This window comes from Methylobacterium sp. PvR107 (genome assembly GCF_017833295.1).
Taxonomy (GTDB): Bacteria; Pseudomonadota; Alphaproteobacteria; order Rhizobiales; family Beijerinckiaceae; genus Methylobacterium.
On record NZ_JAFIBW010000001.1, the window covers coordinates 4131601 to 4149192 of the forward strand.

General features: G+C 72.4%; 15 protein-coding genes. 13 read left to right on the forward strand and 2 right to left on the reverse strand.

Annotated features, from left to right (window positions below):
- The first annotated feature begins 81 nt into the window (after positions 1-81).
- The 7 genes from JOE48_RS19440 to JOE48_RS19470 all read left to right on the forward strand — a co-directional run bounded on the left by JOE48_RS19440 (position 82) and on the right by JOE48_RS19470 (position 8097).
- Positions 82-1683, forward strand: a complete 1602-nt coding sequence (locus tag JOE48_RS19440; RefSeq protein WP_210032245.1) for a YcaO-like family protein — start codon at positions 82-84, stop codon at positions 1681-1683.
- A complete protein-coding gene (locus JOE48_RS19445; protein WP_210032247.1) occupies positions 1680-2552 on the forward strand; it encodes a sugar phosphate isomerase/epimerase in 873 nt (290 codons plus the stop codon). Before JOE48_RS19440 ends, JOE48_RS19445 begins: the two co-directional genes overlap by 4 nt.
- Positions 2553-2745: 193 nt before the next feature.
- Positions 2746-3984, forward strand: coding sequence for a glycosyltransferase family 4 protein (locus JOE48_RS19450; RefSeq protein WP_210032249.1), 1239 nt, complete (start codon positions 2746-2748; stop codon positions 3982-3984).
- Positions 3985-4167: 183 nt separating this feature from the next.
- Positions 4168-4926, forward strand: coding sequence for a PIG-L deacetylase family protein (locus JOE48_RS19455; protein WP_210032251.1), 759 nt, complete (start codon positions 4168-4170; stop codon positions 4924-4926).
- Complete coding sequence (locus tag JOE48_RS19460; RefSeq protein WP_210032253.1) at positions 4916-5545, forward strand: uracil-DNA glycosylase; 630 nt, start codon at positions 4916-4918, stop codon at positions 5543-5545. Before JOE48_RS19455 ends, JOE48_RS19460 begins: the two co-directional genes overlap by 11 nt.
- A 151-nt stretch (positions 5546-5696) precedes the next feature.
- Positions 5697-6782 (forward strand): lysylphosphatidylglycerol synthase domain-containing protein, encoded by a 1086-nt coding sequence (locus tag JOE48_RS19465; RefSeq protein WP_210032256.1) that lies wholly within the window; start codon positions 5697-5699, stop codon positions 6780-6782.
- Positions 6783-6801: 19 nt separating this feature from the next.
- On the forward strand, positions 6802-8097 hold the full coding sequence (locus JOE48_RS19470) for an ATP-binding protein (RefSeq protein WP_210032257.1): 1296 nt from the start codon (positions 6802-6804) through the stop codon (positions 8095-8097).
- Here the strand turns inward: JOE48_RS19470 and JOE48_RS19475 are convergent.
- A complete protein-coding gene (locus tag JOE48_RS19475; RefSeq protein ID WP_210032259.1) occupies positions 8088-8690 on the reverse strand; it encodes a glutathione S-transferase family protein in 603 nt (200 codons plus the stop codon). The genes JOE48_RS19470 and JOE48_RS19475 overlap by 10 nt on opposite strands.
- Before the next feature lie 172 nt (positions 8691-8862).
- Here JOE48_RS19475 and JOE48_RS19480 point away from each other — a divergent pair, with 172 nt between their 5' ends.
- The 5 genes from JOE48_RS19480 to chrA all read left to right on the forward strand — a co-directional run bounded on the left by JOE48_RS19480 (position 8863) and on the right by chrA (position 14797).
- Positions 8863-11337 (forward strand): heavy metal translocating P-type ATPase, encoded by a 2475-nt coding sequence (locus tag JOE48_RS19480; protein ID WP_210032261.1) that lies wholly within the window; start codon positions 8863-8865, stop codon positions 11335-11337.
- Positions 11334-11798 (forward strand): Cu(I)-responsive transcriptional regulator, encoded by a 465-nt coding sequence (gene cueR, locus JOE48_RS19485; RefSeq protein ID WP_210032263.1) that lies wholly within the window; start codon positions 11334-11336, stop codon positions 11796-11798. The genes JOE48_RS19480 and cueR overlap by 4 nt, the downstream gene beginning before the upstream one ends.
- Positions 11795-12040, forward strand: coding sequence for a hypothetical protein (locus JOE48_RS19490; protein WP_210032265.1), 246 nt, complete (start codon positions 11795-11797; stop codon positions 12038-12040). Before cueR ends, JOE48_RS19490 begins: the two co-directional genes overlap by 4 nt.
- A gap of 253 nt (positions 12041-12293) precedes the next feature.
- Complete coding sequence (locus JOE48_RS19495) at positions 12294-13466, forward strand: M20 aminoacylase family protein (protein WP_210032267.1); 1173 nt, start codon at positions 12294-12296, stop codon at positions 13464-13466.
- Positions 13424-14797: a chromate efflux transporter gene (gene chrA, locus JOE48_RS19500; RefSeq protein WP_210032269.1), complete on the forward strand. Its 1374-nt coding sequence runs from the start codon at positions 13424-13426 to the stop codon at positions 14795-14797. Before JOE48_RS19495 ends, chrA begins: the two co-directional genes overlap by 43 nt.
- 95 nt (positions 14798-14892) lie before the next feature.
- Here chrA and JOE48_RS19505 read toward each other — a convergent pair whose 3' ends face one another.
- A complete protein-coding gene (locus JOE48_RS19505) occupies positions 14893-16293 on the reverse strand; it encodes a leucyl aminopeptidase family protein (RefSeq protein ID WP_210032271.1) in 1401 nt (466 codons plus the stop codon).
- A 126-nt stretch (positions 16294-16419) separates the two neighbouring features.
- Between JOE48_RS19505 and JOE48_RS19510 the strand changes: the two genes are divergently transcribed.
- Positions 16420-17223 carry a tetratricopeptide repeat protein gene (locus JOE48_RS19510; RefSeq protein WP_210032273.1) on the forward strand — a complete coding sequence of 268 codons (804 nt, stop codon included), beginning with the start codon at positions 16420-16422 and terminating at the stop codon, positions 17221-17223.
- The last annotated feature ends 369 nt before the right edge of the window (positions 17224-17592 follow it).

Here is a 17592-nt window from a genome sequence, read left to right on the forward strand (position 1 = left end):
CCCGCGCCAGCGGGCACCTCAGAATGAGGTGGTGTGTCGGACGAAGGTGGGCAGGCGTTTCGAGGCAGACGGGAACACGACGTGAGCAACGCAGACGCCTTCCACGACCAGGACGACCGCGCCCGCCACGAGCGGATCAAGGCACCGCGCCCCTATCGCTTCGGCGCCAAGCGGTTGATCGAGGGGCTGCCCGAGACCCTGCCCGACCCGGTCAAGGCCTATCTCGACGTTCTGCCCGAGGGCCGCATCGTCGGCTTCCCGCTGGCGCCCCTCGATCGCACCGGCATCCCGGTCTGGTTCGTGGCCCTGTTCCTCGACGACCCGTACTTCGTCGGCGCGATGCCGTCGGGCATCGGCTACGGCGCTACTGACGATGAGGCGCTGATCGGTGCCGTGGCGGAGATCGCCGAGAACCTGATGCCGTCGCTCGCGGTGCTGCCGCGGGCCAAGGAGCGGGCGAGCTACGCCGACCTCGTGCGCGTCTACGGCGCGAAATCCGTCGCCGACCCCCTGACCCTGTGCCTGCCGGCCGGCTCCCCGGTCGGTCGCGACACGGTGCTGGAATGGACGCCGAGCGTCCGGCACGCCACCGGCGAGATCGTGCTGATGCCGCTCGACGTCGCCGCCACCGACTATTTCGAGCTGTCGGAGGGCTACAAACCCTTCACCAACCTGATTACCAACGGTCTCGGCGCCGGGCCCGACGTGCCCTTCGCCCTGGGCCACGGCGTGCTGGAGCTGCTCCAGCGGGACGGCAACGGCCTGCTGTTCCGAGCGCTGGACCAGGGCGTGATGCTCGACCTCGACGGCATCGGCCTGGAGAACGCCGCGATGCTGGCCGGGCTGAAGGAGCTGGGAATCCGGGCCCTGCCGAAATTCGCCACCGACCAGTTCGGGCTGACCAACCTCTACGTCGTCGGCTACGACGAGGATCCGGCGCGCACCCCGGCGCCGATCGCCCTCTCGGCCTGCGGCGAGGCCTGCGATCCGGACCGGGAGCGGGCGCTCCGCAAGGCGCTGCTGGAGTTCCAGGCGGCGCGGGTGCGCAAGACCTTCGGGCACGGCCCCCTCGACATGGCCGCCACGGTAACGCCGCCCGGCTACGTCGATGCGTTCATCCAGAAGGCGCTCCCCAGCCTGGACCTGGAGGAGAGCCGCGCCCTGCAGGCGATGCTCGAATGGATCGAGATGCCCGCGGCCGACCTGCGCGGCGTCCTCGCCGACACCGTCTACTCGCAGCGGAGCACCAAGCGGTTCTCGGAGCTGCCCTCCACCCCGGCCCCGGATGGCCATGCACGGGGCAGGATCGCCTGCGACCGGCTCATCGAGGCCGGGTTCGACGTGCTCTACGTCGATTGCACGCCGCCGGGCGGCCGGGTCGGCGTGGTCAAGGCGATCGTGCCGGGGCTCGAGGTCGAGACCATGAGCTACTACCGGATCGGCGAGCGCAACACACAAAAGCTCCTCGACCGCGATCACCCGCTGATCCGCTTCGGCACCGAGAGCGAGACCCTGCGGCCGGTGCGTCTCACGCCGGAGGCCCTGGAGCGGTTCGGCGGCCAGCCGCTGTTCGACACGGCCCTGGCGGAGACGATCGTCGGGCGGCACTATCCGCTGTACCGCGAGCCGGAATCGCATCACGCGCCGTTCCGCCTCGCCCAGCGGCAGGGGAGGGCGGCATGACGCTCCGGTTCGCCTACAATACCAACGGCGCGGCCAACCACCGCCTCGACGACGCGCTCCATCTGATCAAGGCGGCGGGCTACGACGGTGTGGCCCTCACGCTGGACATCCACCACCTCGACCCGTTCGCCGAGACCTGGGCGGCCGAAGCCGGCCGGGTGGCGAGCCTGCTGGAGAGGCTGGAGCTGACCTGCGTCATCGAGACCGGCGCCCGGTTCCTGCTCGATCCCAACGCCAAGCACGAGCCGACGCTGGTGACGGCCGATGCCGCTGGCCGCGCCCGCCGGGTCGGTTTCCTCAAGCGGGCCGTCGAGATCGGCGCGATGCTCTCCGCCGAGGCGGTCTCGTTCTGGGCCGGCGTGCCGAAGCCCGGCGTCGATCACGACGAGGCCCGTCGCTGGCTGGAAGAGGGGCTGCACGAGGTCGTGACCTTCGCCACCGAATCCGGGGTCGTGCCCTGCCTGGAGCCGGAGCCCGGCATGCTGATCGAGACGCTGGACGACTATGCGGCCCTTGATGTGCCGGGGCTGAAGCTCGCCCTCGATACCGGCCACTGCCTCGTTACGGGCGAGCGCGAGCCGGCAGCAGCGGTGCGCGAATTCGCCGACCGGATCGGCACCGTGGCGATCGAGGACATGACGCGCGGCAGCCACGTTCACCTGCCCTTCGGTGAGGGCGACATGGACGTGCCCGGCGTGCTGGAAGCGCTGGAGGAGATTGGCTTCGGCAAGCTGATCTGCGTCGAGCTGTCCCGTGAGAGCCACCGGGCCGACGTGATGATCCCGCAGGCGCTGGACTACCTGCGCGGCTGCCGGCGCCCCGGACCGGTGCTGGCCGGGAAGCAGGAGACGCGGCGGCAATGGCAGTGAGGGGGCACTCGCTTCTCTCCTCCCCAGGCGACCGCGGGCTTGCCCGGAATCGCTCAAGCTTGCGGGGAGGAGCCGGAGGTGGGGGTAGTGCAGGCTCGAGCACCGCGGGGCCTTCTGCGCCGCCCCCACCCCTGCCTTTCCCCGCGAGGGGGCGGGGAGACCATCCGATTGCGACCCCGGGCGGCGTAAGGATATGAGAATCCTCTTCCTCAGCCGCCGCTACTTCCCGGCTATTTCAGGGATGAGCGTCTACGCGCAGAACCTGCTGCACGAGCTGGTCGATGCCGGCCACGACGTGACGATGATCTCGCAATACCGTGGCGACGCCTTCGGCACCCGCGTCTACGGGGGCGGACCGCCGCCGCCGGTTCCGGGCGCGCGGGTGATCGGCCTGGAGCAGCTCGGCGAGCAGACCTCCGGCGATTTCGAGCGCGACATCGACACGATGGTGGACGCCATCTGCCGGGAACACGCGCAAAAGCCGTTCGACATCCTGCACGCGCAGTACGGCTATCCGACCGGCTGGGCGGTGCTCCTCGCCGCGCGCAAGCTCGGGGTGCCGAGCGTCGTCTCGATTCAGGGCGGCGACGGTCACTGGGTGGGATCCTGCTGCGAAACGCACCGGGTCGCCATGTGCGAGGTGCTGGCCCACGCGAACGCGCTGCTGATCGGCGGCGCCTCCTTCGTGGACGAGGTCTGCGAGCGGCTGGGATCGGATCCCGCCCGCTTCACCATCGTGCCCGGCGCGGTGGATACCGACCGGTTCGCGCAAGGCACGCCCGACGGGCTGCCCGCGCCCCATGCCGGGCCGGTGCGGCTGTTTTATCACGGCCGGGTCGACCGCCGGAAAGGCGTGCTCGACTTCATCAGCGCCTTGGCGATCTTGCGCGAGCAGGGCACGCCGTTCGCCGCCACGATCTCGGGGATCGGGCCCGACGTGGAGCCGGCCCGGGCGCTTGCCGCCGAGCTGGCCTTCTCGGAGCGGGAGATCGCCTTCACGGGCTACGCCGAGTACGGCGCCGTGCCGGATCTCTACCGCCGCGCCGACGTGTTCGTCTCGCCGACCTACGCGGAGGGGTTTTCCAACACTATCCTGGAGGCGCTGGCGGCCGGGCTCGCCACGGTGTCGTGCCACGCGGTCGGCGTCTCGGACTGCCTGCGCGACGGCGAGAACGGGCTGCTGGTCGATCCGGGCGACGTGCCCGCGCAGGCTGCCGCGCTCACCCGGATCATCACGGATGCGGACCTGCGCCGCAATCTGGCGACCGCCGGTCTGGAGGAATGCCGGCGGGTCTATTCCTGGCATGCGGTCGGGCGGCAGATCATGGACGTCTATGCCCGGGTGCTTGGCGACCGGCCGGCCACCGACTTCGCGACGGACCTGCCCGACGATCCGACCTGCCGGTTCCGCGCCGAGCCGCATCTGCTCTGAGGATCAGCCAAATTCCGGAAAGCCAACCCTCCGCCTTTGCCGAGGTGCCCGCGTGAGCGGGCCTCGAAAGTGCTCCAGCCAGTCGCGCGACTCCTGGAGCCGCCCCTCGAGGCCTCCGCTACGCTCCGGCACCTCAGGAAGAGGCGGAGGGTTGGATGTTGAATCGCCGATAGGCCCTGAACCATGTCCACCGCGCTCGCCCTCTCGCCCCATCTCGACGATGCGGCTTTCTCCTGCGGCGGCCTCCTGGCGAGCCTGGGGCAGGCTGGCTGGCGCGTGGTGATGGCGACCCTGTTCACCGGCAGCGTCGCCGATCCGCGGGGCTTCGCGCTGGCCTGCCAGCTCGACAAGGGTTTGGCGCCGGAGATCGACTACATGTCCCTGCGCCGGGACGAGGATGTCCGCGCCGCCGCCGCGCTCGGCATCGCGCCGCCCGTGCACCTGCCGTTCCCGGAGGCGCCCCACCGGGGCTATGGCTCTGCGCCGGAGCTCTTCTCCGACACCCGGGCCGACGACGGCGTCGCGACCGCGCTCGCCCCGGCGCTCGCGGGTCTGATCGCCGCGGAGAGTCCCGATCTCATCCTCGCCCCGCAGGCGATCGGCGGCCATGTCGATCACGTGCAGGCGGTCCGGGCGCTCCGCAGCCTCGCCGTCCCGACGCCGGTCCTGTGGTGGCGCGACTTCCCCTACACGGTGCGGGAGGCCATGCCGAAGGCGCCCCTCGCCGGCCTGTTCGCCGCCCTCGCCGAACCGAGGATACGCCTCAGTGCGGACGCGCAGGCCCGGAAGCGCGCGGCCTGCGCGGCCTATGCCAGCCAGATCGGCTTCCAGTTCGGCGGCGAGGCCGGACTGAACGCGCGGCTGGCCCGCGAGGCGGGGTTCGAGCGCTTCCGCCTCTCGGGCCGGCTCGATGCGGCGATCCCGGGTCTCGATGAGGGCTGAGCCGCAGGCGCCGAAAGCGCTGGCCGATCCCGACGCCCTCGCGGCGCGCCGCGCCCTGATCGGGGCGCCGCACATCGCGCCGATCCGGGCGCTCGCGGACCGGATCGCGGCGGAACGCGGTGCGCCGGTCCCCGTACCGGATCCCTTGGATGGCGGCGTCGGCGCGCGGATGCTCCTCCTTCTCGAGACGCCCGGCCCGGCCGTGCTGCGCACCGGCTTCGTCACCCGCGACAGCGCGAACGGCACCGCCGCCAACCTGTTCCGCTTCCTCGCCGAGGCTGGCATCGCCCGGGCCGACACGCTGATCTGGAACGTCGTGCCCTGGCTGATCCACGAAGCGGGCGCTCTCAACCGCGCCCCCCGCCGGGCCGAGGTCGCGGCGGCCGGACCGTATCTGGCCCCGCTCCTCGACCTGCTGCCGCGCCTCGCCGTGGCGGTTCTGGCCGGCCGCTTCGCCGGCGAGGCGGCGCCGGCCCTCGCGGCCCATCGCCCGGCTCTGCCGGTGATCCGGGTGCCGCACCCGAGCCCGACCAATCTCTGCACCGCGCCGGACGTCCCGGCTCGGATCCGGCGCGGCCTCGCAGAGGCCGCCGCAATCCTCGATCGGCCGGCCAGTTGAGGATAGAACGCCTGTCCGGGCTGTCCCTTCCCTGGCCTTGCGCGCCCGTTCGGCCTACATGCGGGGCAACGGGCCGCGGTCCGGGAGACTCCGGCACGGGCAGATGTCCTGCGGCCGGGCCGCGCAGCCGGAAGGGCGGACGCCGAACGGCATGAATTTTCAGGGACAGCACCGGAGCGCGGCCGAGAACGCCGAGCCGGTCCAGCACGACCCCGCGGCCGCACCGCGGAAAAGCCGGCGCAGCCGCTATGCCTGGATCGGCACGGCCGCCAGCATCGTGCTTTTCGCGGTCTCCCTCGGCGTGCTGTGGAAGCTCGTCCAGAGCGTGAGCTGGGCCGAGGTCCAGACGGCCATCAAGGCGGCGACGTTCGAGCAGCTCGGCCTGGCCTTTCTGTTCGTCGGCATCAGCTACCTGTTCCTCACCGGCTATGACGCGCTGGCCCTGCGCCAGCTCCGGATCAAGGTGCCCTACCGAATCACCGCGCTCGCCTCGTTCACGAGCTACGCGGTGAGCTTCACCCTCGGCTTTCCCCTGCTGACCGCCGGCACCATCCGCTACTGGATCTACGCCCGGCAGGGCCTGTCCACCGCCAAGATCGCGGCGCTCACGGTGATCGCCGGATTCACCTTCTGGCTGGGCATGGGTGTTGTGCTGGGCCTGAGCCTGATCATCGAGGCGGGCCAGCTCGCCGGGCTCGCCTTCACGTCGATCCGGATCAACCAGAGCGTGGGGCTCGCGGCGCTCGCCCTGGTGCTCGGCTACCTCGCCTGGGTCTCGGCCAAGAAGCGCAGCATCACGGTCAAGCACTGGCGCCTGGAACTGCCCGGCGCCTCGGTCTCCATCGGCCAGATGATCGTCGGGATCGGCGACGTCTGCGCGGCGGCGGCCGTGCTCTACGTCCTGCTGCCGCAGGAGACGACGCTGGGCTTCACCACCTTCCTGGCGATCTACGTCCTTGCCGCGATGCTGGGCATCGCGTCGAACGCGCCCGGCGGCATCGGTGTGTTCGAGGCCACCGTGCTGCTCGCCCTGTCGAGCCTGCCGCGCAACGAGGTGCTGACCTCGCTGCTCCTGTTCCGGGGCTGCTACTACGTGGTTCCGTTCGTGATCGCCCTGGCGATGCTCGGCCTGTACGAGATCGTCAAGCGCGCGGGCGGCGCGCGGGACCCCGGACCGCCGGAGGGCACCGCCGGCCCGTCCGGCCGGGCGTGGCACGACGAGTCCGGGCCCCGCTGACCGGATCGGCCGGCCCGCCATGCCCGATCGCCCGCTGCCCGATCGCCCGCTGCCGGAGCATCTGCGCGGTTCCCCGGCCTGGACAGGCGCGGCGATCGCGGCCGGGCTATTCGGGCTCGCGGACGCCCTGGCCGGGCACCTTGACCTGCCTCTGATCCTCGCGGGCCTCGGCGCGGTCTGCGTCGGCGGCTGGCTGGCCGGCCGCGACCGGGCCCAGTCACCGCCGCGACCCGCCGCGGCCGCGCCGCGCAGCGCGGTCGCCGAGGCGCTGCTCGCCCACGTGCCGGACCCGGTGATCCTCGTGGACCGCCGCACCCTGGTGGTGGAGGCAAACCCCGCCGCCCGCGCGCTCCTGCCGGCCCTGCACCAGGCCCGGCCGCTGTCTTTCGCCCTGCGCGACCCGGAGGTCCTCGATGGCGTGGAGGCGGTGCTGAGTTCCGGCATGCCCCGCCGCATCGCCTTCTCGACCCGGATTCCCCTGGAGCGGACCTTCGAGGTTCAGATCGGCGCCTTGCCGATGCCCGACGGGTCGGGCGTCAGTGCCGTGCTGTTCCTGCGCGATCTGACCTCGGCCCGCCGGCTGGAGGCGATGCGGGTCGATTTCGTCGCCAATGCCAGCCACGAACTGCGCACGCCGCTCGCGACCCTGATCGGCTTCATCGAGACCCTGCAGGGGCCGGCCCGCGACGACGCGCAGGCGCGCGCGCGCTTCCTGGAGATCATGCGCGTCCAGGCCCTGCGCATGACGCGGCTGATCGACGACCTGCTCTCGCTGTCGCGGATCGAGCTGCGCGAGCACGTGGCGCCGACCACGGTGGTCGATCTCGGGGCCCTCGCGCGGCAGATGGTCGACGCCCAGGGGCCGCCCGCCGAGGCCCGCGGCGCGTCGATCCGGTTCGAGGACGGGGCCGGTCCCTACCCAGTGCCCGGCGATGCCGACGAACTCGCCCGCGTGATTGAGAACCTGATCGAGAACGCGGTGAAATACGGCGGCGGTCAAGTCAGCGTCGGGCTGGCCCGGGAGGAGGATGCCCGGCTCGGCCGCCGCATCATCCTGTCGGTCGCCGATGACGGGCCGGGCATCCCGCCCGAGCACATTCCCCGCCTGACCGAGCGCTTCTACCGCGTCGATGTCGCGTCGAGCCGGGCGCGGGGCGGCACGGGGCTCGGGCTCGCCATCGTCAAGCACAGCCTCAACCGCCATCGCGGCCGTCTGGCCATCGAGAGCGCCATGGGGCAGGGGACGATCGTGCGGGTCAGCCTGCCGGAATACGGTGCCGCCGCGCCGCTCCAGCCGGCGGCCGATCAGGCATAGGCGCCGATCCCCAGCTTCGCCTCGACGCGCCCGATCCAGCCGCGGACCGCCGGATAGGGTCCGAGATCGAAGCCGCCCTCATGCGCCATGCGGGTGTAGGCGACGAGCGCCACGTCGGCGAGCGTCAGGGCGTCGCCCGCCATGAAGGCGGAGCGCGCGAGCGTCCCGTCCATCAGCCGCAACGCGTCCGCGCCGCGTTCGGCGAGTTTCGGATCCAGATCCTCCGGTCTGCGCTTGAGATAGCGGAGCTGGTAGCGCCGGACCGCGATGTAGGGCTCGTGGCTGTACTGCTCCCAGAACATCCATTGCAGCATGCGGGCGCGGTCGAGCGGCGCCTCCGGGATGAGCGGGGAGCCCTCCGCGAGGTAAACGATGATCGCGTTCGATTCCGACAGCACCGCGCCGTCGGGGAGGACCACGACCGGCACGCGCCCGGCCGGGTTCAGCGCCAGGAACTCGGGCGTGCGCGTCCCGCCGCCCGGCACGTCGACATCGCGCCACGTCGCGGGAATGCCGAGATGGGCGGCGACCCATTTGACCTTGAGGCAATTCCCGGATCCCGGATCGCCGTAGATCGTGAGCGGCTCGGTCATCCCTGTCCTCCGCAAGGTTGGTGAGGGACCCTGGCTGGCCACGTCCGATTCGACAACCGTCGCCTCGGAGTGGTCGCTGCGCACCGCCCAACCGCCCGCGATGCCCCTTGACCTTCCCATGATGGGAACCCCCATCTCACCGGGACTGAAAGCTTCGAACGGAACCGCCGCCATGTCGGACCCCGTCACCCTGACCCTCCCCGTCGCGGGCATGTCCTGTGCCTCCTGCGTCGGCCGCGTCGAGCGCGTCCTCGCGGCATTGCCCGGCGCCCGCGACGTGGCGGTGAACCTCGCCACCAACCGCGCCAGCCTCGTCCTGGGGGGCGGCGCGCGACCATCCGATGCCGCGGCGGCGCTGGCGGATGCCGGGTATCCCGTTCCCGAGACGCAGAGCCTGCTGGCGTTGGAGGGCCTGTCCTGCGCGAGCTGTGTCGGCCGCGTCGAGCGGGCGCTCGCCGCCGTGCCGGGCGTGACCGGCGCCAGCGTCAACCTTGCCGCCGGGCGCGCCGTGGTGCGCCATCCCGAGGGCGTCGTGGCGGTTGCCGATCTGGTGGCGGCCGTGGAGGCGGCGGGCTACGCGGCGCGATCCGTCGATGCGGCGCAGCCGATCGACCCGGCGGCCCGGCATGACGCCGAGGGCCGAGCCCTGCGCCGCGACCTGATCGCCGCGGCGCTCCTCTCCGCACCCGTGGTGATCCTCGACATGGGCGGCCACGTTCTGCCCGACCTGCATGGCGGCGTGGTCACGGCCCTGGTCCAAGCCGTCCTGACAACCCTGGTCCTCGCCGGGCCCGGCCGGCGGTTCTTCCGCAAGGGGATCCCGGGGCTGCTGCGCGGCCACCCCGACATGAACGCCCTCGTCGCCCTCGGGGCCGGCGCCGCCTACCTCTACTCGCTGGTCTCGACGCTGGCGCCCGGCGTGCTGCCGGCGGGCGCGGCTCATCTCTACTTCGAGGCCAGCGTGCTGATCGTCACGCTGATCCTGCTCGGCCGGACCCTGGAGGCGCGCGCCAAGGGGCGAACCGGGCAGGCCATCGGCCGGCTGATCGACCTCGCGCCGAAGACCGCCCGGGTCGTGCGGGACGGCGCGGAGGCTGAGGTGCCGCTCGCCGCTCTGCGCGTCGGCGACGTGGTCCGGGTGCGCCCGGGCGAGCGTGTCGCCGCCGACGGTGTCGTGGCCTCCGGCACCAGCCACGTCGACGAGAGCATGATCACCGGGGAACCGGCGCCGGTGCGCAAGGCGCCGGGCGACCGGATGGTCGGCGGCACCCTCAACGGCCGCGGCAGCCTCGATCTGCGCGTCGATGCGGTCGGGGCTGCCACGGTGCTCGCGCAGATCGCCGCCATGGTCGAGCGGGCCCAGGGCGGCAAGCTGCCGATCCAGGCGCTGGTCGACCGGGTCACCGGGCGGTTCGTGCCGGCGGTGATCGGGATCGCCGCGTTGACCTTTCTGGCCTGGCTGCTGCTCGCGCCGGCGCCCGCCCTGGGGACGGCGCTGGTCAACGCGGTGGCCGTGCTGATCATCGCCTGCCCCTGCGCCATGGGCCTGGCGACGCCGACCGCCATCATGGTCGGGACCGGGCGCGCGGCGGCGCGCGGCGTCCTGTTCCGCGATGGCGCGGCGCTGCAGCGCCTGCGCGACGTGCGGGTCGTCGCCCTCGACAAGACCGGCACCCTGACGGAGGGGCGTCCCCGGGTCACGGATTTCGCCCCGGCCGAAGGCGTCGCGGCGGACGAGGCTCTGGCCCTGGCGGCCGGCCTCGAGACCCGCTCGGAACACCCGCTGGCCGGCGCCGTCGTGGCGGCCGCCCGTGAGCGCGGCCTCCCGGTGCCCGAACCGGACAGCTTCGAGGCGGTGGACGGGTTCGGAGTCGCTGGCCGCGTGGCCGGCCGGGCCGTGGCGCTCGGCGCGCCGCGCTATCTCGACCGGCTCGGGATCGTGCCGGATCCAAAGCTCGCCGGCCGCGCCGAACGGCTGGCCGAGGCGGGACGGAGCCCGGTCCATCTCGTTCTGGACGGCCGCCATGCCGCCGTGCTGGCCCTGGCCGATCCCGTGAAGGCCGGCGCCCGCGAGGCGGTGGCGGCGCTGAAGGCGCGTGGCCTCACCGTCGCGATGGTGACGGGCGACGATCCCCGCACCGCTGCGGGCGTCGCCGAACGCCTCGGCATCGACCACGTCGCCGCCGGGGTTCTGCCCGGCGGCAAGGTCGAGGCGGTCCAGCGGTTCCGGGCGGCGCACGGGCCGGTGGCCTTCGTGGGCGACGGCATCAACGACGCGCCGGCGCTCGCCGAGGCCGATGTCGGGCTGGCGATCGGGACCGGCACCGACATCGCGGTGGACAGCGCCGACGTGGTGCTGATGTCGGGGAGCCTGGACTCCCTCGTGGAGGCGCTGGCTCTCTCGCGGGCGGTCATGGCCACTATCCGCCAGAACCTGTTCTGGGCCTTCGCCTACAACGCCGCGCTGATCCCGGTCGCGGCGGGCGTGCTGGTGCCGTTCGGCGGCCCAGCCCTGTCGCCGATCCTGGCCGCGGGCGCCATGGCGTTCTCGAGTGTCTTCGTCCTCGGCAACGCTTTGCGGCTGCGCCGAGCCGGCGGCCGGCCGGCATCGGCCGAGGCGGCGGCATTGACCCCGAGGGCTGCATGAGCGCGGCGATCCTGACGATCGGCGAGGCGGCGCGGCGCACCGGCGTCTCGGCCAAGATGATCCGCTGGTACGAGGCGACCGGCCTGCTGCCGCCGGCCGCGCGGTCCGATTCCGGCTACCGCCATTACGGCGAGGCCGACCTGCACACGCTGCGCTTCATCCGCCGCGCCCGCGACCTCGGCTTCAGCGTCGACGCGATCGCCGACCTGCTGGCGCTCTGGCGTGACCGGGACCGGCCGAGCGCCAGCGTGAAGGCGATCGCGCAGGAGCAGATCGCGGACCTGCGCCGCCGCATCACCGAGCTGGAGGGCATGGCGCGGGCGCTGGAGCATCTGGCGGGCGCCTGCTGCGGGGACGAACGGCCGGACTGCCCGATCCTGGACGACCTCGCCGCGGCGGATCGGCCGCCGGAGGCGCGCCGTCAACGGGCCCGGGGGTTGTCGGAGCGCCGGCGTGCATGAGGCTCGATGTGAGCACATTGAGCGCGTCCTCCGAGCCGGAAGCCCGGCGCAAGCGCGTCGCCGATGAGCGTGCCAAGCTGACGACCACCTATATGAACAGGCTCGCCATCGCGGCTCTCGCTGTCGGTGGGTGCGCGCCGTTTATCGCGCTGCTCGGCATTGCCGCCGAGCAGCGTGGGTTCGTCACCGGCGCACGCCTGCTGCTCGGTGTTTGCTCCTTGACGAGCGGTACTCGACTTTGAATGGCCCGGTCCCGTCTCGGGGCCTCGGACCCGTAACGACATTTCAGTTCGCGGGTCTTCTCGCCGGTCCGCTGGCGGGGCTCGACCTCGGCCGGGGCATGTTCGAGCTGACCGGCAAGGTGCACCGACGCGTCGGGCCGCCGTCGGCTCGCCCGTCCGTCAGCGTTCCGCCCCGAAGCGCGGCCGTTGACGCCGGCTCTGGCCCCGGCTTTGCTGGAGGCCGAGACCCGAAGGCCACGAGAGCCCCGACACGATGCCCGTCCTCGAACGGATCCGCGACTTCGCCGACACGATGCAGGGGTGGCGCCACGACCTGCACGCCCATCCCGAACTGCTCTACGACGTGGAGCGGACGGCCGGATTCGTGGCCGAGAAACTCCGGTCCTTCGGTTGCGACGAGGTGGTGACCGGCATCGGCCGAACCGGGGTGGTGGGCGTGATCCGCGGCAAGGGCCGCGGCTCCAACCGCGCCATCGGCCTGCGCGCCGACATGGACGCCCTGCCCATCCAAGAGGTGCGGGACCTGCCCTACCGCTCCACGGTGCCGGGCATGATGCATGCCTGCGGCCATGACGGGCACACGACCATGCTCCTCGGAGCCGCCAGGTACCTCGCCGAGACCCGCGACTTCGACGGCGCCGCGGTGCTGATTTTCCAGCCCGCCGAGGAGGGCGGCGGCGGCGGCGAGGCCATGGTCGAGGACGGGCTGATGGAGCGGTTCGGCGTCGAGTCGGTCTACGGGATGCACAACATCCCCGGCATGAAGATCGGCACTTTCGCGGTCCGGCCGGGGCCGATCATGGCGTCCACCGACCGCTTCACCATCACCATCGAGGGCCGGGGTGGCCACGCGGCCCTGCCGCAGAACGCCGTCGACAGCGTGCTGGTGTCGAGCCACGTGATCATCGCCTTGCAGAGCATCGTGTCGCGCAACCTCGACCCGGTGCAGTCCGCGGTGGTCTCGGTCTGTACCCTGGAAGCCGGCGAGGCCTTCAACGTGCTGCCGCAGACCGTGACCCTGCGGGGCACCGTCCGGACCCTGTCCCAGGCGGTGCGCGCGCAGGTCCGGGCGCGGATCGAGACCCTGGTGGCCGAGATCGCCGCGGGCTTCGGCGCGACCGGCGTCACCGAGTTCGGCGGCAGCTACCCGGTCACCGAGAACCACCCGGCCGAGACGGTTTTCATGGCCGACGTCGCCGAGGCTGTGGTCGGTGGGGAGAACGTCGACCGCGCGGTGGCGCCGATGATGACCGCCGAGGACTTCTCCTACATGCTCGAGCGCCGCCCCGGCGCCTACATGTTCATCGGCAACGGCGACAGTGCCTCACTCCATCACCCGCATTACGACTTCAACGACGCGGCCGCGCCGTACGGGGCTTCCCTGTGGGCGCGCCTGATCGAGACGGGGCTGCCGCTCACGGCCTGACACGCCTGCCGACCCTCGCCGAGGCCGTCCCGGTCTGGCTGCGGGTGGCGGCCCTGTCGTTCGGCGGCCCGGCCGGGCAGATCGCCGTGATGCACCGCATCCTGGTGGAGGAGCGGCGCTGGATCTCGGAACGGCGCTTCCTGCACGGGCTCGGCTTCTGCACGCTCCTGCCCGGGCCGGAGGCGCAGCAGCTCGCGACCTATATCGGCTGGCTGATGCACGGGCCCGCGGGCGGCTTGGTGGCGGGCGGGCTGTTCGTTCTGCCGGGGCTCCTCGCCCTAATGGCGCTGAGCTGGCTCTACGTGCTGTACGGCCATGTCGACGTCGTCGCCGGCCTGTTCTTCGGGCTGAAGGCGGCGGTGCTGGCGATCGTGCTGCATGCCCTCTGGCGGCTCGGCGGCCGCGCCCTGCGCGACCGGACGGACCGGTTCGTCGCCCTCGCGGCCTTCGTGGCGATCTTCGCGCTGGCGGTGCCGTTCCCGCTGGTGGTCATCGCGGCCGGCCTGCTGGGCCTCGCCCGCGGCCGGCGCCCGGCCGCCGAGACCGGCGCGGCGCCTGCGGACGAGGCGGACGCGATCATCGGCGAGGCGGCGCTGCCGCGGGAGCGCGTCGGCGCCGCGGCCTCGCTGCGCGTGGCTGCCCTCTGGCTCGCGATCTGGCTCCTGCCCGTCGCGGCGCTGCTCGTCCTGCCCGGCGTGCCGCCGGTCTTCGGCCAGGTGGCCCTGTTCTTCTCCAAGATGGCGCTGGTCACCTTCGGAGGCGCCTACGCGGCCCTGGCCTACGTGGCTCAGCAGGCGGTGGAGCATTACGGCTGGCTGCAGCCCGGTGAGATGCTCGACGGGCTCGGGCTCGCCGAGACCACCCCCGGCCCGCTGATCATGGTGCTCCAGTTCGTGGGCTTCCTGGCGGGCTTCCGGGCGCCGGGAAGCCTGCCGCCGCTCGTCTCCGGGACGCTCGCCGGGCTTCTCACCACCTGGGTCACCTTCGTGCCGTGCTTTCTGTGGATCTTCGCTGGCGCGCCGCTGATCGGGCGCCTGCGCGGCAGTCGCCGGCTGTCGGGCGCCCTGTCGGCGATCACCGCCGCGGTGGCCGGCGTGATCCTCAACCTCGCGGTCTGGTTCGGCCTGCGAACGCTGTTCCGCCAGGTCGAAACGGTACCGCTCGGGCCGCTGCGCCTCGACCTACCGGTGCCGACGAGCCTCGATCCAGCCGCCCTGGTGCTGACGCTCGCCGCCATCCTGGCGGTGTTCCGCTTCGGCCTCGGCACGCTGCAGACCCTGGCCCTCTGCGCAGGCGCGGGCGTGCTCCTGCGGCAGGCGGGGCTCGCTTGAGCCGCACCGTCATCGCGCGCGAAGCGACCCGGGCTGCGCAACCTCTATCAGCGTGGCGCTGACAGGATTGCCTTGCTCGCAAAGACGAGAGGCGATCAGCCGCCGTAGCGCGCCTTCAGCAGCGCGTAGGTCAGCCGCGCGGTCTGGACCTCGCCGCCCTCGGGGCGACCGGGCTTGGTGGACGGGTTCCAGCCGTACAGGTCGAAATGGCCGTGGGCCCTGGTCTTCGGCGCGAAGCGGCGCAGGAACAGCGCGGCCGTGATGGCACCCGCGAACGGGCCCCCCGAGACGTTGTTGAGATCCGCCACCTTGGAATCGAGCAGGCTCGCGTAGGGCGCGTGCAGCGGCATGCGCCAGACAGGGTCGATCGCCCGCAGACCGGCCTCCACGACGGCCCCGGCCAAAGCCTCGTCCTCGGTGAAGAAGGCCGGCAGGTCGGGCCCGAGCGCCACGCGCGCAGCACCCGTGAGCGTCGAGAAGTCGAGGATCAGCTCCGGGCTCTCCGCGTCCGCCACGGTCAGCGCGTCGGCGAGGATCAGCCGGCCTTCCGCGTCGGTGTTGCCGATCTCGACGCTGAGCCCGGCCCGGCTCGGCAGCACGTCGCCGGGGCGGAAGGCGTTCCCGGAGACCGCGTTCTCCACGGCGGGGATCAGCACGCGCAGGCGCAGGTTCAGGCCCGCGCCCATCACCATGTCGGCGGCGGCCAGCGCCGCGGCGGCGCCACCCATGTCTTTCTTCATCAGCAGCATCGCGGCGGAGGGCTTGATGTCGAGGCCGCCGGTATCGAAGGCGACGCCCTTGCCGACCAGGGTCACGCGCGGCGCGTCGGCCGGTCCCCAGGTCAGGTCGATCAGACGCGGCGCCCGCGGCGAGGCGGCCCCGACCGCGTGGATCAGGGGAAACTCCCGTTCCAGGACATCGCCCCGCATGACGCTGATGGCGGCGCCGTGGCGCGCGGCGAGCGCCCGCGCCGCAGCCTCGATCTCGTCGGGCCCGAGATCGTTGGCCGGCGTGTTGACGAGGTCGCGGCCCATCGCCACCGCGGCGGCGATCCGCTCCACCTCGGCGGCATCGATCCCGGCCGGTGCTGCGAGGCGAGCCTTGGTCCCCCCCGCGGCGCGATAGCGGCCGAACCGGTAGCTGCCCATCAGCCAGGCGAGGGCGGCCTCGGCAGGTTCGGGCGCGCCCTCCAAGCGAAAGGTGCCTTCGGGCAGCAGGCCGGGCAGCTTGCCGGCGAGCAGCCGATCATAGGCCGCCGCCCCCGGATCGCCGAGGCCGAACAGCACCCGGGTGAGGTCGCCATCCGGGCCGGGCAGCAGGGCAAGGCTGCCCGCCTTCGGCTTGAACCCGACGGCGTTCGCGAAGCTGCGCTGGATCGGCTCCAGGGCAGCCTCAGCCTCGGCCCAGTTCGCCGTGGTCACCAGGGTGACCGGCACGGCCTGCGTGTCGCCGGGCAGCAGAGCGGGCGTCGATGCCTGGGTATCGGCCTGGGTCATGTGCCTCTCATGCGCCGCTGAGTCCGGCGGCTTAACCGGTGATTAGGGTTAACGCTCTATCACCGGCCGGCCGGGGGCGTGAAGCATGCGCCAGAGCCCGCGGCTGAGCTGGCGGCGGAGCGCACGATGATGACGGCCCTGATCCGGGTCCCGGGACCCGCGGCATCCGCCGGACGCCGGGTGACGCTCTTGGCGCTGTTCGTCGCCCTGGGCCTTGCCGGCTGCAACACGCGTTCCCCCGAGACCACCGGCTCGATCGGCGAGCCCGCCGGACGGCCGTCGGCCGCGCGACAGGAGACCGCGTCCCTGGCCGAGCGCTTCAACGCCAATCCCGGCGACAGCCGCGCGGCCCTCGCCTATGCCCGCGCCCTGCGGGCGAACGACCAGATCAGCCAGGCTTCCGCGGTCCTACAGCAGGCAGCCCTGCGCAACCCGCGCGACACGGCTCTGCTCGGCGCCTACGGGAAGTCGCTGGTCGAGGCCGGCCGCTTCCGGGAGGCGATCGACGTGCTCGCCAACGCCCATTCGCCGGCCGCACCCGACTGGCGTATCCTGTCGGCGCAGGGCTCGGCCTCCGCGCAGCTCGGCGAGCAGGCCCGTGCACAGAGCTTCTACGAGGCCGCCCTCAAGATCCGGCCGAACGAGCCCTCGCTCCTGTCCAATCTGGGCCTGTCCTACGCCCTCTCGCGCAATCTCGACCAAGCCGAGCAGACCCTGCGGCTCGCCGCCGACCAGCCCGGCGCGGATGCGCGGGTGCGGGCGAACCTCGCCATGGTGCTCGGTCTCAAGGGCCGGTTCGCCGACGCCGAGGCGATCCTGCGCCGCGACATGAGCCCCGAGGAGGCGGCCGCCAATGTCACGTCCCTGCGCAAGCTCGCGGCCCAGCCGAACCGGTCCAAAGCGTTGTCGGGGGGAAGCGTCCCCGGCTAGGGCCGCGATGGCGCCTGCTGGATTGCTTCGGCGGCATCGTCGTTGCGAGCGGTGCCAAGCCATCGACCACAGCCGCCCCGTCATTCCAGGTCGCCCCGGGCGAGCCCGGAACCCAGAACCGCTTTCGGTGCCGGGTTTTGGCGACGCGGCGGATCTAGATCCCGGGCTCCGCTGCACGGCCCCGGGAAGACGGGCTGAAGCGGCTCCGAGGTGGCGCGGCAGACCTGAACGTCCGTCACAACCAGACGCGGCCGGGCTGCCTCGGCTCGTCCGTCGCATCTCCGACAGGAAAACGCACCTGTCATCGCGACCCGGTAGCGGCCAGATTCGAAAAGTTCTATATCGTTCCCTGGCTGCGCCGCGCGGCAT